The following is a 25,232-nucleotide window of genomic DNA, read 5'->3' on the forward strand; positions in this document are numbered from 1 at the left end:
TACGTCGGCCACAACGACAGACCTGACAGGGAGAACGTCATGATCACACGCAGGCAATGGCTGCAGGCGAGCGGCGTCTTCGCCGCCGCGCTCGCGCTCGGACCGCGCTCCGCCTTCGCCCAGGCGGCACGGACGGTGAAGATCGGCGTCGGATTGAAGTCGATCAACTCGAGCGTCATCAACCTGCTGATCGGCGAGGCGCTCGGCTACAACGCCGAGGAAGGCTTCACGGTGCAGGGGCTGGCGCTCGGCGGCAACGCCAATGTCCAGGTCGCGACCGACAAGGGCGACGTCGACATCGGCATCGGCGTGCCCTCCTATGCCCTGCCGATCCTGGCCAAGGGCCAGTGGGGCAACGCGCTCTGGTTCTACCAGTACACCTACCCTTACAAATGGGACGTGGCGGTGGCGCCCGGCTCGGCGGTGAAGAGCTATGCCGACCTCAAGGGTCGGAACATCGGCGTGTCGGATTTCGGCGGCACGGAATATCCCGTCACCCGCAACGTCCTGAAGTCGCTCGGCATCGATCCCGACAACGACGTGAAATGGACCGCGGTCGGCGCCGGCGTGCCGGCGGGCGTGGCGCTGCAGCGCGGGGCGATCGACGCGCTCGCCTATTACGATACCGGCTTCGGCATCATCGAGGGCGCCGGCATCCCCTTCGAGCTGGTGCAGCGGCCCGGCAACCTGCCGATGATCGGCGGCCAGTTCCTGATGGGGCTGCGCCAGCGCGTCCAGGCCGAGCGGGGGCTGTTCGTCGGCTTCGGCCGGTCCGCCGCCAAGGCCTCGCACTTCATCCTGGCCAGGCCTGCCGCCGGCGCCAAGGCCTTCCTCAAGCTCTATCCGGAGACGGCGCCGCGCGGCTCGAGCGAGGAGCAGGCGGTGAAGTCCGTGCTGGCGGCGATCAGCCGCCGCATCAAGCTCTACGAGCCGCCCTACCAGGGCGCCGCGATGGGCAGCATCCGGCCGGACGAGTTCACCACCGAGGCGAAGATGAACAACTGGGCCATCGACGACGTCTCGAAGATCTACACCAACGACCTGATCGGGGAGATCAACGCATTCGACGTCGAGAAGGTCCGGGAGCAGGCCCGCTCCTACGCCTGATGACGAACCCCGCTCCGACATCCGGCGGGCGCGCCAGGCGGGCGCTCGTCACCGGCGTCAGCTCCGGCATCGGCGAAGCGATCGCCGGGCACTTGCTCGACCAGGGCTGGCAGGTCGTCGGCTTCAGCCGCCGCGCGCCGGCCTTCGCGCACGAGCGGCTCCGCCATGTGCCGGTCGACCTGTTCGACCGGGCCGCGCTCGGCGAGGCCCTGGCGCGGATCGAGCCGGTCGAGGCGATCGTCCACGCCGCCGGCATGCTGCGCGTCGGCATGGTGGGTGGGCTCGATCCGGAGAACGGCCGGGCCATGTGGCGGCTGCACGTCGACGCCGCCGAGCAGATCGTCGAGGCGCTGGCTTCGCGCCTCCCGGACGGCGCGCGCATCGTCCTCATCGGCAGCCGCACCGCCGCCGGCTCCGCGGGGCGGGCGCAATATGCCGCCACCAAGGCGGCGCTCGTCGGCATGGCGCGCTCCTTCGCCATCGAGCTCGCGCCGCGCCGCATCGCCGTCAACGTCGTCGCGCCGGGAGCCACCGACACGCCGATGCTGAAGGACCCCGAGCGGGCCGCGGTCGCGCCGAAGCTGCCGCCAATGGGCCGGCTGGTCAGGCCGGAGGAGGTCGCGGCGCTGACCGCCTTCCTGCTCTCCGGGCCGGCGGGCAGCATTACCGGCCAGCAGATCGTGATCTGCGGCGGCGCGTCGCTCTGAACGGGGCGGCTCAGACCACCAGCACGATGACCTGGCAGACCGGCTTCTTGCCCCAGAGGCTGTTGACGGTCGAGCGCACGCCGCGCTCGATGGCGATCTCCACCGCGTCGGGGTCGCGGCGCTTGGGCCGGGGCAGGCTCTCCAGCACGGCCAGGGCCGCATCGGCGATCAGGTCCTCCATGTCGCGGCCGTCGCGGCTGCGCAGGGGCAGGCCGGCCGTCTTCACGTCCGGCTCGCTGACGATCTCGCCCTTTTCCGACAGGGCGAGCGCGATCGACACCGCGCCCGACCAGGCGAGGCGCCGGCGCTGCGGCACCGTCTCCTCGCTGGAATGGACCAGGATCTCGCCGTCGAGATAGACCTTGGCCACGGGCGCCGTGGCCACCGCCTGCGCCGGGCCGGGGGCGAGCCGCACGATGTCGCCGTCCTTGGCGGTGATCACGTCGGGAACGCCGAGCGAGCGGGCGAGCCCGGCATGCTCCGAGAGATGCCAGGCCTCGCCGTGCACGGGGATGGCGATCTTCGGGCGCACCCAGCCATACATGTCGGCGAGCTCGTCCCGGCGCGGATGGCCGGAGACGTGCACGAGATGCGTCCGGTCGGTGACGATCTCGACGCCCTGGCGCACCAGGCCGTTGATGATGCCGCCGACCGCCTTCTCGTTGCCGGGGATGGTGCGCGAGGAGAACACCACCGTGTCGCCCTTGGCCAGCGTCACGTCGGGATGCTCGTCGCGGGCGATGCGGGCCAGCGCCGCGCGCGGCTCGCCCTGGCTGCCGGTGAGCACCGCGACGACCTTCTCGCGCGGCATGTAGCCGTAGTTTTCCGGGCTGAGGAAGGGCGGGATGCCGTCGAGCAGGCCGCATTCGCGCGCCACGGTGCAGACCCGCTCCATGGCCCGGCCGACGATGATGACGCTGCGGTCATTGGCCATCGCGGCCTCGGCGACGGAGCGGATGCGCCCGACATTGGAGGCGAAGGTGGTGACGGCCACCCTGCCCTTCTTGGTGGCGATGATCTCGGCCAGGCTCCTGGCGACGTCGCGCTCGGAGGGCGAGCGGCCCTCGCGGATGGCGTTGGTGCTGTCGCAGACCAGGGCCAGCACGCCCTCGTCACCGATCGCCTTCAGGCGTGCGCCGTCGGTGAGCGGCGGGATGACAGGCGTCTCGTCGATCTTCCAGTCGCCGGTGTGGATCACCGTGCCGGCCGGCGTGCGGATGGCGAGCGCGTTGGATTCGGGGATGGAATGGGCGACGTCGATCAGCTCGATGTCGAAGGCGCCTGCCGTGAAGCGGTGACGCGAGGGGATGACACGCACGTCGATCCTCGGCGCGCCGGGCTCGGCCAGGCGCTTGGCCTCGAGCAAGGCGGCGGAGAAGCGCGTGGCATAGACCGGCACTTCCAGCCGCGGCCACAGATGGATCAGCGCGCCGAAATGGTCCTCGTGCGCATGGGTGAGAACGATGCCGACGAGGTTCCTGCGCTCCGCTTCGATGAAGCGCACGTCGGGCATGACGAGGTCGACGCCCGGCACGTCCTCGCCGGCGAAGCTGACGCCGCAGTCCACCATCAGCCATTGGCGCTTCTTCGGCGGGCCATAGCCGTAGAGCGCCATGTTCATGCCGATCTCGCCGATGCCGCCGAGAGCGCAGAAGACCAGTTCCGAAGTATCGCGAGCCATCAAGCCGCTCCAGGCGGCACAAGGCCGGGAAAGAAGATCTCGCCGGCCGAGACCGGCCGGCGCTCGCCGGCGCCGTCGCGCAGGATCAGCGAGCCGTCCTCGTCGAGCGCCTCGAAAACCCCGTCGAGCTCGCCCGAGGGCAGGCGCACCAGGATGCGGCGGCCGAGGCCGGCGGCCTGGGCGAGCCAGGCGCTGCGGATGCCGGGAAAGCCCGCGCCCCGGTCCCATTGCTTGAGGCGCCTGGCGAAGCCGTCGGACAGGGCGGCGAACACCTCGCCGGGCGTGGCGGTGTCGGTGGCGGCAAGGTGGGTGGCCGCATAGGGCGTGCCTTCGGGGTGGAAGGCGACGTTGATGCCGCAGCCGATCACCGCGGCAAAGCCGTCCTGGCCGTGCGCGCCCTCCACCAGGATGCCGGCCACCTTGGCGCCGTAGACCAGGGCGTCGTTCGGCCATTTCAGCGCCAGGCCGACCGCGGCACGCGGGGCGGCGGCGAAGACCGCATCGGCGACCGCCAGGGCCGCCACGAAGCACAGATCCGCGGCACGGCGCGGCGAGGCCGGATCCTTCAGCAGGAGCGAGGCATAGACGTTGCCGGGCGGCGAGGCCCATTCCCGGCCCCGGCGCCCGCGGCCGGCGAACTGCTCGTCCGCCGTGACCCAGAGCCGGTCCTCGGCGCGCGCCAAGGCCTCGGCATTGGTCGAGCCGATGCTGGGCAGGTGGACGTGCCGGAATCCCGCGGCGCGGGCCTGCTGGCCGAGCCTCATGATGGCAGGGGCCGGGCGGCCCTGCCGGGCGGAACGAGGGGTAAGCGATGCATCCCCATCCGATATCAGAACAGCGCCTTGGCGGCTACCGCGGCAGGGGCCGTGATCAGCGACGGCCAGACGACGAACAGGACGGTCACGGCCGTGGCGATGGCCAGCACCACCGAGGTGGTGCGGCTCATCGGCTCGAAGCCGGGCGCAGGCTCGTCGAAATACATCAGCTTGACGATGCGCAGATAGTAATAGGCGCCGACCACGCTGGCGACGACGCCCAGCACCGCCAGCCAGTAGAGGCCGGCCTGCACCGCGGCGGCGAAGACGTAGAACTTGGCGAAGAAGCCGGCGAGCGGCGGGATGCCGGCGAGGGAGAACATCAGCGCCGCCAGCGCGAAGGCCATGCCCGGGCTGGTGCGCGACAGGCCGGCAAGGTCGTCGATCGTCTCGATGAAGGCGCCTCCGCGCTTCATCGACAGGATCACGGCGAAGGTGCCGAGGGTCATGGCCAGATACAGCGCCATGTAGATCATGACGCCGCTCACCCCCTGCTCGGTGCCGGCGGCGAGGCCCACCAGGGCGAAGCCCATATGGCCGATCGAGGAATAGGCCATCAGCCGCTTGATGTTGGTCTGGCCGATGGCGGCGAAGGCGCCGAGCGCCATGGAGGCGATCGAGATGAAGACGACGATCTGCTGCCACTGCGCCAGGGCGGAGGGGAAGGAGGTGATGACGACGCGCACCAGCAGGCCCATCGCCGCCATCTTCGGGGCGGCGGCGAAGAAGGCGGTGACCGGCGTCGGCGCGCCTTCGTAGACGTCGGGCGTCCACATGTGGAACGGCACGGCCGAGATCTTGAAGGCGAGGCCGGCGAGCAGGAAGACGATGCCGAAGACGAGGCCGATCGAGACCTGGCCATGGATGGCCGCGGCGATGCCGGCATAGGCGATGGTGCCGGAGAAGCCGTAGATCAGCGAGCAGCCATAGAGCAGCATGCCGGAGGACAGTGCGCCGAGCACGAAATATTTCAGGCCCGCCTCGGTCGAGCGGGTGTCGTCGCGATGGATCGAGGCGACGACGTAGAGCGCCAGCGACTGCAGCTCCAGGCCGAGATAAAGCGTGATGAGGTCGCCGGACGACAGCATGATCATCATGCCCGTCGTCGCCAGCAGGATCAGCACGGGATATTCGAAGCGCTCGATGCGCTTGGCCTGGAGATAGTCGAGCGAGAGCAGGATGGCCGCGCCCGAGCCGATCAGCGTCACCAGCTTGGTGAAGCGGGCGAAGCCGTCGACCACGAAGGAGCCGCCGAAGGTCACCACCCGGTCCGACCCGCTGAAATAGGCGATCCCGATTCCGACCGCGACGATCAACGCCACCGCGACGTAGGAGACGGGGCGCATCGAGCCTTCGCCGGCGAAGACGCCGTACATCAACAGCCCGATCGCGCCGACGACCAGCAGGATCTCCGGGATAGCGGGGGCGAAATCGGGAACGGGGAACATGGGTTCGCCTTATGCGCTAGTTGAGCGCCAGCGTGGCGGTCTTCGCCATCGCCAGGGCCGCGTCGAAGTTCTTGATCAGGGCTGAGACGGCCGCATCGGTCATGCCGAGGATCGGCTGGGGATAGACGCCGAAGAACACGGTCAGCACCACCAGCGGGATCAGGATGCGGAACTCGCGGCCGGTGAGATCGGCGATGTGCATGAGGCTCGGCTTCTCCAGGGCGCCGAAGATGACGCGGCGGTAGAGCCAGAGCGCGTAGCAGGCCGAGAGGATCACGCCGAACGTGGCGAAGAAGGCGACCCAGGTGTTGGTCCGGAAGGCGCCCATCAGCGTCAGGAACTCGCCGACGAAGCCGGACGTGCCGGGCAGGCCGACATTGGCCATGGTGAACACCATGAGCACCATCGCGTACCACGGCATGCGGTTGACCAGCCCGCCATAGGCGGCGATCTCGCGGGTGTGCATGCGGTCGTAGACGACGCCGACGCACAGGAACAGCGCGCCCGAGACGATGCCGTGCGAGATCATCTGGAAGATCGCGCCCTGCACGCCCTGGGCCGTCATGGTGAACAGGCCCATGGTGACGAAGCCCATATGGGCGACGGAGGAATAGGCGATCAGCTTCTTGATGTCCTCCTGCATCAGCGCCACCAGCGAGGTGTAGACGATGGCGACGACGGACAGGACGAAGACCAGCGGCGCGAAATAGTGCGAGGCCTCGGGGAACATCGGCAGGGAGAAGCGGATGAAGCCGTAGCCGCCCATCTTCAGGAGCACGCCGGCCAGGATGACCGAGCCTGCGGTCGGCGCCTCGACATGGGCGTCGGGCAGCCAGGTGTGCACCGGCCACATCGGCATCTTCACCGCGAAGGAGGCGAAGAAGGCCAGCCACAGATAGGTCTGCATGTGCGGCGGGAACTTGAAGGTCAGCAGCGTGGCGATGTCCATCGTGCCGGCCTGCCAGTACATCGCCATGATGGCGATCAGCATCAGCACCGAGCCGAGCAGGGTGTAGAGGAAGAACTTGAAGCTGGCATAGATGCGCCGCGCCCCGCCCCAGATGCCGATGATCAGGAACATCGGGATCAGGCCGCCCTCGAAGAAGACGTAGAACAGCATCAGGTCGGTGGCGCAGAACACGCCGACCATCAGCGTCTCCAGCACCAGGAAGGCGATCATATATTCGCGCACCCGGGTCTGGATCGAGCGCCAGCTCGCCGCGATGCAGAACGGCATCAGGAAGGTGGTGAGGATGACGAAGGGCAGCGAGATGCCGTCGACGCCCATGCGGTAGCCGATCTGGCCGCCGAGCCAGTCATGGCTTTCGGTGAACTGGAAGCCGGTGTTGGCCGGGTCGAAGGCGAACAGCGGATAGAGCGAGACGATGAAGGTGGCGAGCGTCGTCCAGAACGCACCCCAGCGCGCATTGTTCTTCACCGTCTCGGCATCGCCGCGCGCCATGAAATAGATCAGCGCGGCGCCGAGCAGCGGCAGGAAGGTGATGATCGAAAGCATCGGCCAGCTCGACATCAGTGCAGGCCCCCGAACATGTACCAGGTGAAGAGCGCCGCGACGCCGATCAGCATCGTGAAGGCATAGTGGTAGAGGTAGCCCGACTGCAGCTTGACGACGCGGTTGGTGACGTCGACCACGCGGGCCGAGACGCCGTCCGGCCCGAGGCCGTCGATGGTCCAGCCGTCGCCCTTCTTCCACAGGAAGCGGCCGAGCCGCATGGCCGGGCGGACGAGCAGCCAGTCATAGAGCTCGTCGAAGTACCACTTGTTGAGCAGGAAGCGATAGAGGAACGGGTTCTGCTCGGCGAGGGCAACCGGCACCCTGGGGTCACGGATATACATGTACCAGGCGGTGGCGAAGCCGATCAGCATCATCACGAAGGGCGAGAGCTTCACCCACCACGGCACCTCCTCCATGGCGGTGAGCACGTGGTTGTCGGGGCGCATGACGATCGCCTCGCGCCAGAAGCTCTCCATACCCTCGTGGGTGGCGAACCAAGGGTGGAACACCATGCCCGCCAGCACCGCGCCGACCGCCAGCACCATCAGCGGGATGGTCATGGTGCGCGGCGATTCCTCGGCATGGGCGTAGGTGTGGGCGTCGGCCCGGGTCTCACCGTGGAAGGTCATGAACACCAGGCGCCAGGAATAGAACGAGGTCATCAGCGCCGCGACGACGATGGCGGCGAAGGCGTAGATGCCGATGACGCTGCCATGCTCGGTGAAGGAGGCATAGGCCGCCTCGATGATCCCGTCCTTGGAGTTGAAGCCGGCAAAGCCGATCTGGGTGAAGGGTATGCCGACGCCGGTCAGGGCCAGCGTGCCGATGGTCATCATCCAGTAGGTCAGCGGGATCTTGGCGGCCAGGCCGCCCATCTTGCGCATGTCCTGCTCGTGATGCATCGCGTGGATGACCGAGCCGGCCCCCAGGAACAGCAGAGCCTTGAAGAAGGCGTGCGTGAAGAGGTGGAAGATCGCCACATTGTAGGCGCCGACGCCGAGCGCCACGAACATGTAGCCGAGCTGCGAGCAGGTGGAATAGGCGATGACGCGCTTGATGTCGTTCTGCACCAGGCCGACGGTCGCGGCGAAGAAGGCAGTCGTGCCGCCGATCAGCGTGACGAAGGCGAGCGCGTGCGGCGCGTACTCGAACAGCGGCGACAGGCGCGCCACCATCACCACGCCGGCGGTGACCATGGTGGCGGCGTGGATCAGAGCCGAGACCGGGGTCGGGCCTTCCATCGCGTCCGGCAGCCAGGTGTGCAGCAGGAACTGCGCCGACTTGCCCATGGCGCCCATGAACAGGAGGAAGCAGGCGACCTCGAGCGCCGGCCAGTCATGGCCGAGGAAATGGATGGTGGCCGCCGCCTTCTCCGGCGCGGCGTGGAAGATGTCCTCGAAGCCGATCGAGCCGAAGATGACGAAGACCGCGAAGATGCCGAGCGCGAAGCCGAAGTCGCCGACGCGGTTGACCACGAAGGCCTTGATCGCCGCGGCATTGGCCGAGGGCCGCTTGTACCAGAAGCCGATCAAGAGGTAGCTGGCGAGGCCGACGCCTTCCCAGCCGAAGAACATCTGCACCAGATTGTCCGCCGTCACCAGCATCAGCATGGCGAAGGTGAACAGCGAGAGATAGGCGAAGAAGCGCGGCCGGTGCGGATCGTCCTCCATGTAGCCGATGGAGTAGTAGTGCACGAGCATCGACACCGTCGTCACGACGACCAGCATGACCGCGGTCAGCGTGTCGATGCGCAGGGCCCAGTCGGCATGCAGGGCGTCGACGTTGATCCAGGTGAGCACCGGCGCCAGCGTCGCGTTGCCGAAGAAGCCGACCGAGAAGAAGGCGTACCAGGAGAGCAGGCAGGACACCGCCAGCAGCCCGGTGGTGACGTATTCGCAGAACTGGATCTTGGTCGGCGAATGGGGCGAAGGCTCGGGCGCATGATGGTCGTCATGCGCGTCGTGCCCGTGCGCCTCGCTGGCGTGCGCATGGCCGCCATGGGCATCCGGCGCGCCGTGGTCGTCGTGGCCATGGCCGTCCGCGGCGTCGGCCGGGGCGAGCTTGTGCGAGAGCATGCCGGCGATGCCGGCGATCAGGAAGCCGAGGAGCGGCAGGAAGACGATCAGACTGTACACGTCCTCAGCCCTTCATCATGTTGATGTCTTCGACCGCGATCGAGCCGCGGTTGCGGAAGAACGCCACCAGGATCGCCAGCCCGATCGCCGCCTCGGCGGCGGCCACGGTCAGCACGAGCAGGGCGAAGACCTGGCCGACGATGTCGCCGAGATGGGTGGAGAAGGCGACGAAGTTGATGTTGACCGCGAGCAGGATCAGCTCGACCGACATCAGGATGACGATGACGTTCTTGCGGTTGATGAAGATCCCGAACACGCCGATGGTGAACAGGATGGCGGCGACCGCCAGGTAGTGGGAAATGCCGATGCTCATGTTCAGATCCCCTGACCCGGCTGCACCTTGACCACTTCCATGGCCTGCGCCTTGGTGCGGGCCGACTGCGCGCCCGGATCCTGGCGCTTGACGCCGACCTTGTGGCGCAGCGTCAGCACGATCGCGCCGACCATCGCCACCAGCAGCACCAGGCCCGAGAGCTGGAAGTAGAGGACATATTTCGTATAGAGCACCTGGCCGAGGGCCACGGTGTTGGTGACGCTGGTGTCGATCGGCACCACGGGCTTGGCCACGAGATCCGGCGAGATCACCCAGGCGGTGACGACCAGCAGCAGCTCGGCCAGCACGATCACGCCGACCAGGGCGCCGATGGGCAGATATTGCAGGAAGCCCTGGCGCAGCTCGGCGAAGTCGACGTCGAGCATCATCACCACGAACAGGAACAGCACCGCCACCGCGCCGACATAGACGACGACCAGGATCATCGCCAGGAACTCCGCCCCCATCAGCACGAACAGGCCGGCGGCGTTGACGAAGGTCAGGATCAGATACAGCACCGAGTGCACGGGATTGCGCGAGGCGATGACCATGAAGGCCGACGCCACACCGATCAGGGCGAACAGGTAGAAGAAGACCGCCGCCAAATTCATGCTCTGACCCCTTCCGGCGCGATCCTCGCGCCGCCTTTCCGGCTTCGTCTTCTGCCGCTCGTCCGGTCCCGCCGCCTCAACGGTAGGGCGCGTCCAGAGCGATGTTCTTGGCGATCTCGCGTTCCCAGCGGTCGCCGTTGGCGAGCAGCCGCTCCTTGTCGTAGAACAGCTCCTCGCGCGTCTCGACCGCGAACTCGAAATTCGGCCCCTCGACGATGGCGTCGACCGGGCAGGCTTCCTGGCAGAAGCCGCAATAGATGCACTTCACCATGTCGATGTCGTAGCGCGTGGTGCGGCGCGTGCCGTCGTTGCGGCGCGGGCCGGCCTCGATGGTGATGGCCTGCGCCGGGCAGATCGCCTCGCACAGCTTGCAGGCGATGCAGCGCTCTTCGCCGTTGGGATAGCGGCGCAGCGCATGCTCACCGCGGAAGCGCGGCGACAGCCGGCCCTTCTCGAAGGGATAGTTCAGCGTCGCCTTCGGCTTGAAGAAGTAGCGCATCGACAGGAAGAAGGCCGAGACGAACTCCTTGAGGAAGAGCGCGCGGGCCGCTTGCACAACACCAGCACTCATGGCGCCCATCCCGTGATCTGCAGAAAGCCGGCCACGATCACGACCATCGCGATCGACAGCGGCAGGAACACCTTCCAGCCGAGCCGCATCAGCTGGTCGTAGCGGTAGCGCGGCACGAAGGCCTTCACCATGGCGAACATGAAGAAGACCAGCGTCACCTTGACGACGAACCAGATCACGCCCGGGATCCAGGTGAAGGGCGGGAAGCCGAGCGGCGAGGACCAGCCGCCGAGGAACAGGATCGTCGTGAGGGCGCACATGGTCATGATCGCCACGTATTCGCCCAGCATGAACATCATGTACGGCGTCGAGCCGTACTCGACCATGAAGCCGGCGACGAGCTCGGATTCGGCCTCGGCCAGGTCGAAGGGCGGCCGGTTCGTCTCGGCGAGCGCCGAGATGAAGAAGATCACGAACATCGGGAACAGCGGCAGCCAGTACCAGTTCAGGAAGGTCAGCCACGGCAGGCCGATCAGGCTGGCGAGGCCGCGCTGCTCCTGGGCGTGGACGATGGCGCTGAGGTTCAGCGAGCCGGCGCAGAGCAGCACGGTGATGATGACGAAGCCGATCGAGACCTCGTAGGACACCATCTGCGCCGCAGCGCGCAGGGCCGAGAGGAACGGATATTTCGAGTTCGACGCCCAGCCGGCCATGATCGTGCCGTAGACGCCGAGCGAGGAGATGGCGAAGATGTAGAGGATGCCGACATTGATGTCGGCCACCATCCAGCCCTGGGCCAGCGGCATCACCGCCCAGGCCGACAGCGCCAGGAGGCAGGTGACGAAGGGCGCCAGCAGGAACACGCCCTTGTTGGCGCCGGAGGGGATCACCGGCTCCTTCAGCACGAATTTCAAGAGGTCGGCGAAGGACTGGAACAGGCCGAAGGGCCCGACCACGTTGGGGCCGCGGCGCAGCTGCACCGCCGCCCAGATCTTGCGGTCGGCCAAGAGGATATAGGCGACGAACAGCAGGAGGCAGACCAGCAGCACCACGCTCTGCAGCGCGATGATGACGAGGTGGAGGAGGAGGTCGGTCCAGTTGGTCATGGCGCTCCCCTACTCCGCCGCCATCGCCAGGGCGCCGGAGGCGAGCGCCGAGCACTCGGCCATCACGGCGGATGCGCGCGCGATCGGGTTGGTCAGGTAGAAATCCGGGATGGTGGAGACGAAGCCCGCCTTGTCGGGCGCGCCGCCGAGGCCGGCGAGCGCCGGAATCGCCGCGGCGTCGGCGGGGGCGACGGCATCGATGGCGGCGAGGTGCGGGACGGCCGCATACAGCGCCGCGCGCAGCGCGCCGAGGCTGTCATAGGGCAGCCGGGCACTGAGCGCGTCGGAGAGGGCGCGCAGGATGGCCCAGTCCTCGCGGGCATCGCCCGGCGGGAAGGCGGCGCGGTTGGCGAACTGCACCCGGCCCTCGGTGTTCACATAGGTGCCGGACTTCTCCGTATAGGCCGCGCCTGGCAGGATCACGTCCGCCCGGTGCGCGCCCTTGTCGCCATGGGTGCCCTGGTAGACCACGAAGGCGCCGGGCTCGACGTCGATCTCGTCGGCGCCGAGCAGGAACAGCACGTCGAGGGCGCCGGCCCTGGCCATGGCCGCCGCGTCGAGCCCGCCCTCCCCCGGCACGAAGCCGAGGTCGAGGCCGCCGACCCGGGCGGCGGCGGTGTGCAGCACGGAGAAGCCGTTCCAGCCCTCCTTGACGGCGCCGGCGGCGAGCGCCGCCTTGGCCGCCAGGGCGAGCACCGCCTGGCCGTCGGGCCGGGCGAGCGCCCCCTGCCCGATCAGCCAGAGCGGCTTCTGCAGGCCGGCCGGCGGATTGTCGACCAGGCCCGCCAAGGTCTCCGGCCCCGCGCCGAGATACTCGTGGTCGTAGGTCAGGTCGGCGCGCTCGCCGATCAGGACGACCTTGAAGTTGCCCTTCAGCCAGCGCTTGCGGATGCGGGCGTTGAGCACCGGCGCCTCGCGGCGCGGATTGGCGCCGACGATCACCAGGCCGTCGGCCTGCTCGATGCCGGCGATGCCGGCGTTGAAGAGGTAGGAGGCGCGGCCGAGCTTCGGGTCGAGCCTAGTGCCGTCCTGGCGGCAATCGAGGCTCTTCGAGCCGAGCCTGCCGAGGAGCGCCTGCAGCGCGAACATCTCCTCGACCGAGGCGAGGTCGCCGGCGATGGCGCCGATGCGCTCGGGCCTGGTCGCCTTGACCTTGGCCGCGATGGCGGCGAAGGCCTCCGCCCAGCTCGCCGGCCGCAGGCGGCCGTCGACGCGCAGATAGGGCTGGTCGAGGCGCTGGGTGCGCAGCCCGTCCCAGACGAAGCGGGTCTTGTCGGAGATCCACTCCTCGTTCACCGCCTCGTTGATGCGCGGCACGATGCGCATGACCTCGCGGCCGCGGGCATCGACCCGGATGTTGGAGCCGACCGCGTCCATCACGTCGATGGATTCGGTCTTGATCAGCTCCCAGGGGCGGGCGTGGAATTCGTAGGGCTTCGACGTCAGCGCCCCGACGGGGCAGAGATCGATGACGTTGCCCTGGAGCTCGGACGACATCGCCCGCTCCAGATAGGTGGTGATCTCCATGTCCTCGCCGCGGCCGATGGCGCCGAGCTCGGAGACACCCGCGACCTCGGTGGTGAAGCGCACGCACCTCGTGCAGTGGATGCAGCGGTTCATCACCGTCTTGACCAGCGGGCCGATATACTTGTCCTCGACGGCGCGCTTGTTCTCGGCATAGCGGTTCTTGTCCGCGCCGTAGGCCATGGCCTGGTCCTGCAGGTCGCACTCGCCGCCCTGGTCGCAGATCGGGCAGTCCAGCGGGTGGTTGATGAGCAGGAACTCCATCACCCCTTCGCGCGCCTTCTTGACCATCGGGCTCTTGGTCATGATGACCGGCGGCTCGCCGTTCGGGCCCGGGCGCAGGTCGCGCACCGCCATGGCGCAGGAGGCCGTGGGCTTGGGCGGACCGCCCTTCACCTCGACCAGGCACATCCGGCAATTGCCGGCGATGGACAGGCGGTCATGGAAGCAGAAGCGCGGAATCTCCGCCCCCGCGGCCTCGCAGGCCTGGAGGAGCGTGTACTCCGCCGGGACCTCGATTTCCTGTCCGTCGACGATGAGCTTGGCCATGGAGAACCTTGCATTCGGACCGGGTCGGCGCAGCCCTGGGCGGCAGGCGCGAACCAGACTCTTTCTAAACTCGACTTCGCAAAATTCCGCGCTGCGATCAACTGCTGCAGCGCGAAATCAGGGCGGCCCGCCGGGCCGGAAACGTTTGCCGGCAAACCCGCCGGCTCATGCCTATTCTGCCGCCTGCAGCACGGGCTCGGAATGCGGATTGGCGGCATACTGGTCGATGCGCGCTTCGATCTCGTGACGGAAATGCGCGATCAGGCCCTGGATCGGCCAGGCCGCGGCGTCGCCGAGCGCGCAGATGGTGTGGCCTTCCACCTGCTTGGTGACGTCGAGCAGCATGTCGATCTCGCGCTTCTGGGCGCGGCCCTCGGCCATGCGGGTCAGCACCCGCCACATCCAGCCCGTGCCCTCGCGGCACGGCGTGCACTGGCCGCAGCTCTCGTGCTTGTAGAAATAGGCGAGCCGGGCGATGCCGCGGATGAGGTCGGTGGACTTGTCCATGACGATCACCGCGGCGGTGCCGAGGCCCGAGCGCAGCTTGGACAGGCTGTCGAAGTCCATCGGCGTGTCGATGATCTGCTCGGCCGGCACCATGCGCACCGAGGAGCCGCCGGGGATCACCGCCTTGAGATTGTCCCAGCCGCCGCGAATGCCGCCGCAATGGCGCTCGATCAGCTCGCGGAACGGGATGCTCATCGCCTCCTCGACGTTGCACGGCTTGTTGACGTGCCCGGAGACGCAGAAGAGCTTGGTGCCGACATTGTTCGGGTTGCCGAAAGAGGCGAACCAGGCGGCGCCGCGGCGCAGGATGGTGCCGGCGACGGCGATGGATTCGACGTTGTTCACCGTGGTCGGGCAGCCATAGAGGCCCATGTTCGCCGGGAACGGCGGCTTCATGCGGGGCATGCCCTTCTTGCCCTCGAGGCTCTCGAGCAGGGCCGTCTCCTCGCCGCAGATATAGGCGCCGGCGCCGTGATGGACGTAGAGGTCGAAATCGTAGCCGGTCTTGTTGTTCCGGCCGATCAGCCCGGCCTCGTAGGCCTCGTCCACGGCGCGCTGCAGCGCCTCGCGCTCGCGCACATATTCGCCGCGGATATAGATATAGGCGGCATGCGCGCCCATGGCGAAGGACGCGATCATGCAGCCCTCGACCAGCAGATGCGGGTCGTTGCGCATGATCTCGCGATCCTTGCACGTGCCCGGCTCGGATTCGTCGGCGTTGACCACGAGATAATGCGGCCGCCCGTCCGACTGCTTGGGCATGAACGACCATTTCAGGCCGGTCGGGAAGCCGGCGCCGCCGCGCCCGCGCAGGCCGGAGGCCTTCATCTCGTTGATGATCCAGTCCCGGCCCATGGCCAGGATATCCTTGGTCCCGTCCCAGGCGCCGCGCATCATCGCGGCCTTCAGGCCCGGCGACTGCAGGCCGTAGAGGTTGGTGAAGATGCGATCGCGATCGGCAAGCATGGCTTCGCCTCAGGAATGGGGATGCGGGTTGGCGCCCGCGGCGTTCTCGGGCCGCCAGCCGGTGGCCAGCTTCTTCGACTGGCCGATCCAGTCGTCGCGGACCGCCCGCCCCTTGAAGGCGCCGAGGTTCTGGTCGACCCAGCGCAGGTTCATGTCGGTCCAGGCGGCGATCTGGTCGAAATGGAACACGCCCATCTGGTGCAGCATCTCCTCCAGCTTCGGCCCGACGCCCCAGATCAGCTTGAGGTCGTCGCCGCCGCCCTCGCGCGCGGCGGCGAGCAGCACCGGCTTGTGCTCGTCCGAGACCGTCTCGGCCGGGCCGCCCGCGGCGGCGACCGGCGGGTTGACCGGACCGGCGCGGTCGATGGCGGGGTCGGGCTTCGGGCTCGCCGGCACCTTGGCGCTGTCGGCCTCGGCCGCCGCGGCCTTGGCCGGCGTCGCGTCGGGCTTCGGCGCGGCCGCAACCGGAGCCGGCGCGGCGGGAGCTGGCGCGACCGGAGCGGGAGCAGGCGCGGCGGGCGCAGGCGGCGCCGCGGCAGCGGCCGCCTTCTTGGCCGCCTCTTCCTCGAAGCGCTTGCGCCAGGAGCCGACGACCGAGCCGTCATAGAGCGTCGGGTCGGTCAGCGTCTGCGCCCCGCCCTCCGGCTCGGAGGTGACGCGGCCGATCTGCGAGCCGGTCTTGACCGGCCGGCCGGCGGCGAGGTCGTCCATGAGCTTGCCCATGCTCTCGGGCGTCAGGTCCTCGTAATAGTCGTAGTTGATCTGCACCATCGGCGCGTTGCAGCAGGCGCCGAGGCACTCGACCTCGAGCCAGGAGAACTTGCCGTCCGGCGTGACGTGATGCTGGTCGCCGATGCGCTCCTCCAGCACCTTGCGGATGGCGCCGGCGCCGCGCAGCTGGCAGGGCGTGGTGCCGCACATCTGGATGAAGTAGCGCCCGACCGGCTCGAGGTTGAACATGGTGTAGAAGGTCGCGACCTCCAGCACCCGGATCCTGGCCATGCCGAGCCGCGCCGCCACCGCCTCGATCGCCGCCTGCGGCACCCAGCCGCCGGCCTGCTCCTGGGCGCGCCACAGGAGCGGGATCACCGCCGAAGCCTGGCGGCCCGGCGGGTACTTGGCGATCTCCTTGTCGACCCACGCCTCGTTCTCCGCCGTGAAGGCGAAGGCGTCGGGCTGGAGTTCCTTGGGCGCGAGACGGCGGACGGACATACGCTCAGACCTCTGGCTCGGGCGTCACGGCCGGGCGGGCGCCGGCCATCCCTGGCGAAATCGATCTCGATTTCGCGGGGAAAACGACGGAAGACGGGAAACGGGGAGACCGCGCAGGCGGCGCCGGCCGGGCGCTCACCGGTCCACCTCGCCGAAGACGATGTCGAGGGAGCCGAGGATGGCCGAGATGTCGGCCAGCATGTGGCCCTTGCAGACATAGTCCATCGACTGGAGATGGGCGAAGCCCGGGGCGCGGATCTTGCAGCGATAGGGCTTGTTCGAGCCGTCGGCGACGAGATAGACGCCGAACTCGCCCTTGGGCGCCTCGACCGCCGCATAGACCTCGCCGGGCGGCACGTGATAGCCCTCGGTATAGAGCTTGAAGTGGTGGATGAGCGCTTCCATCGAGCGCTTCATCTCGCCGCGCTTGGGCGCCACGACCTTGTTGTCGGCGTTGGAGACCGGCCCGGGCGTGGCGCGCAGCAGCGCCACGCACTGCTTCATGATGCGGATCGACTGCCGCATCTCCTCCATGCGGATGTGGTAGCGGTCGTAGCAGTCGCCGTTCTTGCCGATCGGAATGTCGAAATCGAGCTCGGCATAGCACTCGTAAGGCTGGGCCTTGCGCAGGTCCCAGGCCGCTCCGGAGCCGCGCACCATCACGCCGGAGAAGCCCCAGGCCCAAGCGTCATCGAGCGACACCACGCCGATGTCGACGTTGCGCTGCTTGAAGATGCGGTTGTCGGTGAGGAGGGTCTCCAGGTCGTCGCAGACCTTGAGGAAGGGGTCGCAGAACGCCTCGATGTCGTCGATCAGGGCCGGCGGCAGGTCCTGGTGCACGCCGCCCGGCCGGAAATAGGCCGCGTGCATGCGCGAGCCGGAGGCGCGCTCGTAGAAGATCATCAGCTTCTCGCGCTCCTCGAAGCCCCAAAGCGGCGGGGTGAGCGCGCCGACATCCATCGCCTGCGTGGTGACGTTGAGCAGGTGCGACAGCAGGCGGCCGATCTCGCAATAGAGCACGCGGATGAGTTGGCCGCGCCTGGGCACGTCGAGGCCGATCAGCTTCTCGATCGCCAGGCAGTAGGCGTGCTCCTGGTTCATCGGCGCGACATAGTCGAGCCGGTCGAAATAGGGAATCGCCTGGTTGAAGGTCTTGGCCTCGATCAGCTTTTCCGTGCCGCGGTGCAAGAGGCCGATATGCGGGTCGAGGCGCTCGACCACCTCGCCGTCGAGCTCGGTGATCAGGCGCAGCACGCCATGGGCGGCCGGATGCTGCGGGCCGAAATTGACGGAGAAGTTGCGGAGATTCTGCTCGCCCATCAGGATTTGGCCTTCTCGTCGCCCGGCAGCACGTAATCCGTCCCTTCCCAGGGGGACAGGAAGTCGAAATTGCGGAACTCCTGGGTGAGCCGCACCGGCTGGTAGACCACCCGCTTGACCTCGTCGTCCCAGCGGACCTCGACGAAGCCGGTCATCGGAAAGTCCTTGCGCAGGGGATGGCCATCGAAGCCGTAGTCGGTCAGCAGCCGGCGCATGTCGGGATGGCCGGTGAACAGGATGCCGAAGAGGTCGTAGGCCTCGCGCTCGAACCACAGCGCTCCGGGGAAGACGCCGACGCTGGAGGGGACCGGGGTCGCCTCGTCGGTCTGGATCTTGACGCGGATGCGCGCGTTCTTCTTCGGCGAAAGCAGGTGGTAGACCACGTCGAAGCGCTTCTCGCGCATGGGGTAGTCGGCGCCGCACACGTCGATGAAGCTGACGAACTGGCAGGCCGGGTCGTCGCGCAGGAAGGTGAGCACGTCGAGAATGCCGGCGGCCTCGGCCGACACGGTCAGTTCGCCATAGGCGATCGAGACCTCCGACACCACGCCCGGCAGGGCGGAGCGCACATGATCGCCGATCTGTTGGAGCGCCTCAGTCATGCATCAGTCCAAACAGGTTCGAGGAAGGTCGGGCCCCGCCCCTAGCGCTCGATCGTGCCGGTGCGGCGGATCTTCTTCTGCAGGAGCAGGACGCCGTAGAGCAGCGCTTCGGCCGTGGGCGGGCAGCCCGGCACGTAGATGTCGACCGGCACGATCCGGTCGCAGCCGCGCACCACCGCATAGGAGTAATGATAGTAGCCCCCGCCATTGGCGCAGGAGCCCATGGAGATGACGTAGCGCGGCTCCGGCATCTGGTCGTAGACCTTGCGCAGGGCCGGGGCCATCTTGTTGGTGAGCGTGCCGGCGACGATCATCACGTCGGACTGGCGCGGCGAGGCGCGCGGGGCGAAGCCGAAGCGCTCGACGTCGTAGCGCGGCATAGAGACCTGCATCATCTCCACGGCGCAGCAGGCCAGGCCGAAAGTCATCCACATCAGCGAGCCGGTGCGGGCCCAGTTGATGAGGTCGTCGGTGGCGGTGACCAGGAACCCCTTGTCGGCGAGCTCGTTGTTGATCTCGACGAAGAAGGGATCATTGGCGCCGACGGGCTTGCCGGTCGACGGATCGATGATTCCCCTGGGCGCCGGCGCGGTGAGCGTCCGGCCGGGAGCTTCCGCGATCAATCCCATTCCAGGGCTCCCTTCTTCCATTCATAGACAAAGCCGATGGTCAGGACGCCGAGGAAGGCCATCATCGACCAGAAGCCGAACACCCCGACCTCCTTGAAGGTGATCGCCCAGGGGAAGAGGAAGGCGACCTCGAGGTCGAAGATGATGAACAGGATCGACACGAGATAGAACCGCACGTCGAACTTCATGCGGGCGTCGTCGAAGGCGTTGAAGCCGCATTCATAGGCCGACAGCTTCTCCGGATCCGGGCGCTGGTAGGCGACGATGAAGGGCACCACGAGGAGCGCCAGACCGATGACGGCCGAGACCCCGATGAAGATGACGAGCGGCAGGTAGCTGGCGAGGAGTTCGTTCATCGACCCTGAACCTTGGCACGCCGGAGACAAGCCCTATCGCGGGCGGGCACCCGCGTTTCCTTGAACCATTCCAGCCTCAGCGCGAGGCTTAGACCAGCGCCTTCGCAGGTGCAAGAAGGAAGCGTCGCCGGCCTGCAGGATTCGCGCCATCGGTCCGAGGGCGCAGCGGCGCCGCCACAGCCCCTTGCCGAGCCTCTTTCCAGGGGAATGGCCGTCGACGCCCGCAGCCGTCCTGCCGCAGTGCGGCAAGCATGTGCGCACGGCATGGCGGGCATGACGAAGTCGGGACGTCAGGTCAGGGCCCATAAGCAAAAAGCCAGCCCGAAGGCTGGCTTTTTGGGTCCGCCGGACTGGCGAGAGAGACGGGACTTGAACCCGCGACCTTCGGCGTGACAGGCCGACGCTCTAACCAACTGAGCTACTCCCCCGCGCGGCCGATGAACGAACCGTCGTCGGCGGTGCGGGGTGATTACGGCCCGCACGCCGGGGTGTCAAGCGCAAAGCTCGGCGAAATTCATTCCGCCGACCACTTCTCGACGCCGATCTTGTCCTTGCCGAAATAGGTCCACACGCCCTCCCAGCCCGACCCCTTGCGGGCGAAGGCGGCGATGCCGGGCGAGCCGCCGCCGGCGTCGTAGCCGACGGCCAGGAAATCGTCGTTGCCGATGGCCGTGCCGGTATAGGTCTGCTCGCCGATCTTCCACACCACCTGGAACGTATCGCCGTTCTTGGAGACCACGGCCGTGCCCTTATAGGCCCCCTCCCCGCCGGGATTGGCGCCCTCGACATTGTAGCTGCCGGACGGATCGGCCCAGGCCGAGCCGGCGCTCAGGGCGAGCGCGATGAAAGCGGCGGTGATGGTGCGTTTCATGGATTTCCTCCCCCTTCATGGGTGGAGGCATGAGAGCGCCGCCCCGGCGAGGCGGTCAAGGCGACCCCAGGGCCGTGGGGTCATGCCACCAAAAAAAGTCAGGGAGCGATTCGGTCGCAAACGTTTGCGATTCGATTCGCCTGCGTGAATCAGCCCCGGCCCCTCAGGCTCTCATAGGCGCGCACCGGCCAGGACACCGCGCTCGGGATCTCGTCCGCCACGCTGGCGACGAGGCGCGAGGCGGGCACGCTGTCCCACTGCTCGCCGACGATCGGCGAGAGCTGCACGGCAACTCCGGTGAGGTAGACGATCATCAGACTTGAAAACAGCCAGCGCATGGCGCCCTCCATCGGTGATGAGGCATGGGACCATTGTCGCGGCTCCCGGCTCCGTGCCGGACGTCACACCGCCGGCTGCCGGCGGCCGGCGCGGGCGGCGGGGTAGAGCAAGGCCCGGTCGAGGGGGACGCCGGACGGTCCGACGCGGCGCTTGGAGCCCACCACCTGGAACACGTTGAGGGTGCCGCGCTCGAAGGCGATGGCGCAGATCGAGAGGTAGAGGTACCACAGCCGCGTCCGCGGCCAGCCGACCTCGGCCGCCGCGGCCTCGCGCCTGTCATAGAGCCGCCGCGCCCAGTGCTCGCAGGTGAGCTGGAAATGCTCGCGCAGCGCCTCGACGTCGAGGACCTCGAAGCCGTGACGCTCGAGATTGGTGACGGTCATGCCGATATAGTCGAGCTCGCCGCCGGGAAAGATGAAGCGGGTGCCGAACCGGGTGTAGACGGTCATCTTCCGGAATCGCGAAATGTCCGGCGTGACGCGCCGGGTGCTCGCCTGCCCGAAATAGAGGCCGCGCGGCCGCAGCAGGGCACGCATGCGCTTGTAATGGGCGTCGTGGTTGTCGAGGCCGAGATGCTCGATCATCTCGACCTGGGCGATCTTGTCGAAGGCGCCGGGCTCGTCGACCGTCCGGCAATCCCGCAGCTCGACCGTGACGCGGTCCTTCAGGCCGAGCCGGTCGATCTTGGCGGTGACGTAGTCGAACTGCGCCTGGGACAGGGTGGTGCCGAAGGCATGCACGCCATAGGTCTGCGCGGCGTGGCAGAGCAGGGATCCCCAGCCGCAGCCGAGGTCGAACAGGCGCTCGCCCGGCTGCAGGCGCAGCTTGCGGCAGATCAGATCGAGCTTGGCCTTCTGGGCCTCGTCCAGCGTCGTGTCGGGCCGTTCGAAATAGGCGCTGGAATAGACCATCTCCGGATCGAGGAAGAGCGCGTAGAACGCATTGGACACGTCATAGTGGAACCGGATCAGGTCCGTGTCCGGGCGGCCGTCATCGCTGCGGCTCGCCACCTCATTCTTGTATTCCAGGCCGCTCTCCGACAGCTTGCCGCGGTGCAGCAGGATCGGAAGCGCCGCCTTCAGCAGCGCGACCTTGTTCACCTTGCGCGGCAGGGCCCGGAATTGCGTGGGGTCGATGCGCTGCATCGCCTCGATCAGGTCGGGGCCACGGACGTCGATCTCGCCGATGGCGAACAATTCGGCGATCGTCGAGATGCTCGGCTTAAGGAGAAGCCGCTTCATGGCGGCGGCGGAGCCGATCACCAGTCGCACGTCGTCGAGGCCCCCTGCCCCGATCGGCAGGACATCGCCGTTCCACAGCTCGACCGCCAGGTCGGCATCGAGGTGGCGGGCGAGCTCGGCCACGACCCGGCGGGCGGCCGTGACCTGACGCTGACCAGCCATCGTCATGGTTCCCCCTCAGCTACGAAGCGCGGCGCGGGCTACGTGCGATCGATCGAAGTCATGGAATCCCACGGAGCCGAAGACATCACGGCCCGTCAAGTCCCGTGTGGGCTCAATCCGGCTGCGTCGCAGCGCCGTTTCCGCTCGTGTAGGCGATGGACGTGCCGAATGCCATCGCTTTCTCGCGCCCGGCGTGCCTCGCAAAGACGCCGATGTCGCCTCGATTGGAACGAAATTGCGTGGTGTAGGTTCTCATTCGAAGAGACACCGATCCACCCTGACGCATCATGGTCTACGTCATCATCATCGCCGCAGTCATCGCAGCCTATCTGGCGCTGCAATGGCTCATCACGCCCCTCGACAGCTATCTCAGCGCCCGGGTCTGGCGCAACGCGGTCAAGTCCGGCAAGCGGGTGGTCGACCGGCGGCCGCGTTTCGGCAAGGGCTCGCGGTCCACGCCGGCGCGCTGACGCGGCTGCGGCCGGAACGGCGAGCGGGCGGCAACGGGATCGAGCCGCAGCCCCTCTCCCTGCAGACTTGAACGGAGCAGGCCACCTCCTGTCGAAGCCGGGCGTCGGGGCGACGTCTGCACGGCAGGCTCGCGCACGATGGTGTGGTTCGGGCCCCGGTGCCCGATCGGTTGCCGCCACCCTCGGCGGGACACTCCGCGGACGACGGGATTGCCGTTGCCGGGCGATCTGCCGGAATCTCCCCGCTCGCGCCCCAGCCGCAAAAGCCGGCGCGACGTCTTGAACCCTCTGGACAGCGGCGCCACATCTGGAGTAACCCTCCGTTTGTCGGCTCGGCCGGAACCGCCGGCCACGATCCGATCCTCGCGTTTTTCGGACTGAGACCAGTGGGCGCCGTGCCCGCTTTCTCACGTCCTCGAGCTCTTGAGCCAGTTGCGCGCGCCTCGCGACGCACGACGCCGTGTCGTGCCGTTGCCTGCGCTGCCTTTTCGAGGAGAGACCATCATGTTCATGTGTACCGGTTATGCCGCCCAGTCCGCGGACACGCCGCTGGCGCCCTTCTCGTTCGAGCGGCGCGATCCGGGGCCGGCCGACGTCGCCATCGAGATCCTCTATTGCGGCGTCTGCCATTCCGACCTGCACACGGTGCGCAACGAGTGGAAGAACACGCTCTATCCCAGCCTGCCGGGCCACGAGATCGTCGGCCGGGTCACGGCCGTCGGAGCGGATGTCGCGAAGTTCAAGGTCGGCGACGTCGCGGCCGTCGGCTGCATGGTCGATTCCTGCCGCACCTGCCCGAGCTGCCGCCAGGGCGTCGAGCAATATTGCGACAACGTCTTCACCGGAACCTATAACGGCGCGGACAAGATCAGCGGCGGCCACACCTTCGGCGGCTACTCCAGCCATATCGTCGTCGATCAGGACTTCGTGCTGAAGGTGCCGGCCAATCTCGACCTGGCCGCCGCGGCGCCGCTGCTCTGCGCCGGCATCACGCTCTACTCGCCGCTCCGGTACTGGGGCGCCGGGCCGGGCAAGAAGGTCGGCATCGTCGGCCTCGGCGGCCTCGGCCATATGGGCGTCAAGCTCGCCCATGCCATGGGCGCCCATGTCGTGCTGTTCACCACCTCGCCCGGCAAGGTCGAGGACGGCAGGCGCCTCGGCGCCGACGAGGTCGTGCTCTCCAGGGATGCCGATGCCATGGCCAGGCACGTGGAGAGCTTCGACCTGATCATCGACGCGGTCTCGGCCAAGCACGACGTCAGCGCCTATCTCAACCTGATCAAGCGCGACGGCACGCTGGTGCAGGTCGGCGTGCCCGAGGAGCCGCTGCCGGTCGGCGTCATCAGCCTGGTGTGGAAGCGCCGCAGCTTCGCCGGCTCGATCATCGGCGGCATCGCCGAGACGCAGGAGATGCTCGACTTCTGCGGCAAGCACGGCATCACCGCCGACATCGAGATGATCTCGATCCGGACGATCGAGGACGCCTATGCCCGCATGCTGAAGAGCGATGTGAAATACCGCTTCGTCATCGACATGGCGTCGCTCGGGCAAGCCGCGTGAGGGGAGGAAACGACATGAGCTTCGGAGCAGACTCGACCACGGACGAGGTGCTGGCAGGGTACGACCTCGCCGGCAAGCGCGTCCTCGTCACCGGCGTCTCGGCCGGCCTCGGCGTCGAGACGGCGCGGACCCTGGTGGCGCATGGGGCCGCCGTCGTCGGGGCGGCGCGCGACCTCGCCAAGGCGGAGCGGGCGACGACATCCGTGCGCGACGCACGGGCACGCGGCGCCACCTTCGATCTCATCGAGCTCGACCTCGCCGCCCTCGCGAGCGTCAGGGCCTGCGCCGACCGGCTCGTCGGGACCGGCCGGCGCTTCGACGTCGTCATCGCCAATGCCGGGGTGATGGCCTGCCCGCAGGGCAAGACGAAGGACGGCTTCGAGACCCAGTTCGGCACGAACCATCTCGGGCACTTCCTGTTCGTCAACCGGATCGCGCCGCTGATCGAGGACGGCGGACGCGTCGTCGTCCTCTCCTCGGCGGGACACCGCTATGCCGATGTCGATCTCGACGATCCCGGCTTCGAGCGGACCGACTATGCGCCGTTCGTGGCCTATGGACGCTCCAAGACCGCCAACGCGCTGTTCGCGGCGGAGTTCGACCGCCGCCACCGGGCGCGCGGGGTCCGCGCGGCCTCCGTCCATCCAGGCGGCATCCGCACGGAGCTGTCCCGGCACATGAGCGAGGACGAGCTCGCCCGGCTGATCGCCTCGATCAATGCCAGCCAGCCGCCGGGCGCGCCGCCGTTCCACTACAAGAGCGTGCCGCAGGGCGCGGCGACGACGGTCTGGGCGGGATTCGTCGCGCCGGCCGACGAGGTCGGCGGCCGCTATTGCGAAGATTGCCACGTCGCGGAGATCGTCACGGACCCGGCCGTGCGCGGCGGCGTCAGGCCCTATGCGCTCGATCCCGAGCGGGCCCGTGCGCTGTGGGCGTTGAGCGAAACGATGGTGGGAGAGGCTTTCTGAGGAAGC

The 25,232-nt window shown here is 67.9% G+C and carries 24 protein-coding genes and 1 tRNA gene; 5 read left to right on the forward strand and 20 right to left on the reverse strand.

All coding sequences use genetic code 11. The annotated features are described in order from the left end of the window. Positions 1 to 39: 39 nt before the first annotated feature. Both QO011_RS09425 and QO011_RS09430 read left to right on the forward strand, forming a co-directional pair. Positions 40 to 1,107 (forward strand): ABC transporter substrate-binding protein, encoded by a 1,068-nt coding sequence (locus tag QO011_RS09425; RefSeq protein ID WP_307270691.1) that lies wholly within the window; start codon positions 40 to 42, stop codon positions 1,105 to 1,107. Next, positions 1,107 to 1,814, forward strand: a complete 708-nt coding sequence (locus QO011_RS09430) for an SDR family NAD(P)-dependent oxidoreductase (protein ID WP_307270693.1) — start codon at positions 1,107 to 1,109, stop codon at positions 1,812 to 1,814. Before QO011_RS09425 ends, QO011_RS09430 begins: the two co-directional genes overlap by 1 nt. 10 nt (positions 1,815 to 1,824) lie before the next feature. Here the strand turns inward: QO011_RS09430 and QO011_RS09435 are convergent, their stop codons facing one another. From QO011_RS09435 to QO011_RS09530, 20 genes are all read right to left on the reverse strand, one after another. Further along, entirely contained in the window at positions 1,825 to 3,495 is a 1,671-nt protein-coding gene (locus QO011_RS09435) for a ribonuclease J (RefSeq protein ID WP_307270695.1), read from the reverse strand. After that, positions 3,495 to 4,259: a biotin--[acetyl-CoA-carboxylase] ligase gene (locus QO011_RS09440; protein ID WP_307270696.1), complete on the reverse strand. Its 765-nt coding sequence runs from the start codon at positions 4,257 to 4,259 to the stop codon at positions 3,495 to 3,497. Before QO011_RS09440 ends, QO011_RS09435 begins: the two co-directional genes overlap by 1 nt. Before the next feature lie 65 nt (positions 4,260 to 4,324). Next, positions 4,325 to 5,758, reverse strand: coding sequence for an NADH-quinone oxidoreductase subunit NuoN (nuoN, locus tag QO011_RS09445; RefSeq protein ID WP_307270697.1), 1,434 nt, complete (start codon positions 5,756 to 5,758; stop codon positions 4,325 to 4,327). A gap of 16 nt (positions 5,759 to 5,774) precedes the next feature. Continuing rightward, complete coding sequence (locus QO011_RS09450) at positions 5,775 to 7,289, reverse strand: NADH-quinone oxidoreductase subunit M (protein WP_307270698.1); 1,515 nt, start codon at positions 7,287 to 7,289, stop codon at positions 5,775 to 5,777. Then, entirely contained in the window at positions 7,289 to 9,409 is a 2,121-nt protein-coding gene (gene nuoL, locus QO011_RS09455; RefSeq protein ID WP_307270699.1) for an NADH-quinone oxidoreductase subunit L, read from the reverse strand. The genes QO011_RS09450 and nuoL overlap by 1 nt, the downstream gene beginning before the upstream one ends. A 4-nt stretch (positions 9,410 to 9,413) precedes the next feature. Further along, positions 9,414 to 9,722, reverse strand: coding sequence for an NADH-quinone oxidoreductase subunit NuoK (gene nuoK, locus QO011_RS09460; protein ID WP_307270700.1), 309 nt, complete (start codon positions 9,720 to 9,722; stop codon positions 9,414 to 9,416). A gap of 2 nt (positions 9,723 to 9,724) precedes the next feature. Then, positions 9,725 to 10,333: an NADH-quinone oxidoreductase subunit J gene (locus tag QO011_RS09465; RefSeq protein ID WP_307270701.1), complete on the reverse strand. Its 609-nt coding sequence runs from the start codon at positions 10,331 to 10,333 to the stop codon at positions 9,725 to 9,727. A 76-nt stretch (positions 10,334 to 10,409) separates the two neighbouring features. Then, entirely contained in the window at positions 10,410 to 10,904 is a 495-nt protein-coding gene (gene nuoI, locus QO011_RS09470; RefSeq protein ID WP_307270702.1) for an NADH-quinone oxidoreductase subunit NuoI, read from the reverse strand. After that, positions 10,901 to 11,950, reverse strand: coding sequence for an NADH-quinone oxidoreductase subunit NuoH (nuoH, locus tag QO011_RS09475; RefSeq protein ID WP_307270704.1), 1,050 nt, complete (start codon positions 11,948 to 11,950; stop codon positions 10,901 to 10,903). Before nuoH ends, nuoI begins: the two co-directional genes overlap by 4 nt. A 9-nt stretch (positions 11,951 to 11,959) precedes the next feature. Continuing rightward, complete coding sequence (gene nuoG / locus QO011_RS09480) at positions 11,960 to 14,023, reverse strand: NADH-quinone oxidoreductase subunit NuoG (RefSeq protein ID WP_307270706.1); 2,064 nt, start codon at positions 14,021 to 14,023, stop codon at positions 11,960 to 11,962. 171 nt (positions 14,024 to 14,194) lie between these two features. Continuing rightward, positions 14,195 to 15,496 (reverse strand): NADH-quinone oxidoreductase subunit NuoF, encoded by a 1,302-nt coding sequence (gene nuoF, locus QO011_RS09485; RefSeq protein ID WP_307270709.1) that lies wholly within the window; start codon positions 15,494 to 15,496, stop codon positions 14,195 to 14,197. Between the two features lie 9 nt (positions 15,497 to 15,505). Beyond that, a complete protein-coding gene (gene nuoE / locus QO011_RS09490; RefSeq protein ID WP_307270711.1) occupies positions 15,506 to 16,708 on the reverse strand; it encodes an NADH-quinone oxidoreductase subunit NuoE in 1,203 nt (400 codons plus the stop codon). Positions 16,709 to 16,843: 135 nt separating this feature from the next. Continuing rightward, a complete protein-coding gene (locus QO011_RS09495; protein ID WP_307270714.1) occupies positions 16,844 to 18,028 on the reverse strand; it encodes an NADH-quinone oxidoreductase subunit D in 1,185 nt (394 codons plus the stop codon). Further along, positions 18,028 to 18,630, reverse strand: a complete 603-nt coding sequence (locus QO011_RS09500) for an NADH-quinone oxidoreductase subunit C (protein WP_307270716.1) — start codon at positions 18,628 to 18,630, stop codon at positions 18,028 to 18,030. Before QO011_RS09500 ends, QO011_RS09495 begins: the two co-directional genes overlap by 1 nt. Before the next feature lie 41 nt (positions 18,631 to 18,671). Then, positions 18,672 to 19,259, reverse strand: a complete 588-nt coding sequence (locus QO011_RS09505) for a NuoB/complex I 20 kDa subunit family protein (protein ID WP_307270719.1) — start codon at positions 19,257 to 19,259, stop codon at positions 18,672 to 18,674. Further along, entirely contained in the window at positions 19,250 to 19,615 is a 366-nt protein-coding gene (locus tag QO011_RS09510) for an NADH-quinone oxidoreductase subunit A (protein ID WP_307270722.1), read from the reverse strand. The genes QO011_RS09505 and QO011_RS09510 overlap by 10 nt, the downstream gene beginning before the upstream one ends. 351 nt (positions 19,616 to 19,966) lie before the next feature. Continuing rightward, positions 19,967 to 20,043, reverse strand: a tRNA-Asp gene (locus QO011_RS09515). A gap of 86 nt (positions 20,044 to 20,129) precedes the next feature. Beyond that, positions 20,130 to 20,486 (reverse strand): hypothetical protein, encoded by a 357-nt coding sequence (locus QO011_RS09520; RefSeq protein ID WP_307270723.1) that lies wholly within the window; start codon positions 20,484 to 20,486, stop codon positions 20,130 to 20,132. Positions 20,487 to 20,635: 149 nt separating this feature from the next. Further along, positions 20,636 to 20,824 (reverse strand): hypothetical protein, encoded by a 189-nt coding sequence (locus tag QO011_RS09525; RefSeq protein ID WP_307270726.1) that lies wholly within the window; start codon positions 20,822 to 20,824, stop codon positions 20,636 to 20,638. Positions 20,825 to 20,887: 63 nt separating this feature from the next. After that, the gene (locus QO011_RS09530) at positions 20,888 to 22,228 is read right to left on the reverse strand and encodes an SAM-dependent methyltransferase (protein ID WP_307270729.1); all 1,341 of its coding nucleotides are present in this window, start codon (positions 22,226 to 22,228) and stop codon (positions 20,888 to 20,890) included. A 287-nt stretch (positions 22,229 to 22,515) separates the two neighbouring features. Between QO011_RS09530 and QO011_RS09535 the strand changes: the two genes are divergently transcribed. The 3 genes from QO011_RS09535 to QO011_RS09545 all read left to right on the forward strand — a co-directional run bounded on the left by QO011_RS09535 (position 22,516) and on the right by QO011_RS09545 (position 25,226). Next, complete coding sequence (locus QO011_RS09535) at positions 22,516 to 22,698, forward strand: hypothetical protein (RefSeq protein WP_307270732.1); 183 nt, start codon at positions 22,516 to 22,518, stop codon at positions 22,696 to 22,698. A gap of 504 nt (positions 22,699 to 23,202) precedes the next feature. Further along, a complete protein-coding gene (locus tag QO011_RS09540) occupies positions 23,203 to 24,258 on the forward strand; it encodes an NAD(P)-dependent alcohol dehydrogenase (RefSeq protein WP_307270735.1) in 1,056 nt (351 codons plus the stop codon). 14 nt (positions 24,259 to 24,272) lie between these two features. Further along, positions 24,273 to 25,226: an SDR family NAD(P)-dependent oxidoreductase gene (locus QO011_RS09545; RefSeq protein ID WP_307270738.1), complete on the forward strand. Its 954-nt coding sequence runs from the start codon at positions 24,273 to 24,275 to the stop codon at positions 25,224 to 25,226. Positions 25,227 to 25,232: the final 6 nt, after the last annotated feature.

This window comes from Labrys wisconsinensis, from assembly GCF_030814995.1.
Taxonomy (GTDB): Bacteria; Pseudomonadota; Alphaproteobacteria; order Rhizobiales; family Labraceae; genus Labrys; species Labrys wisconsinensis.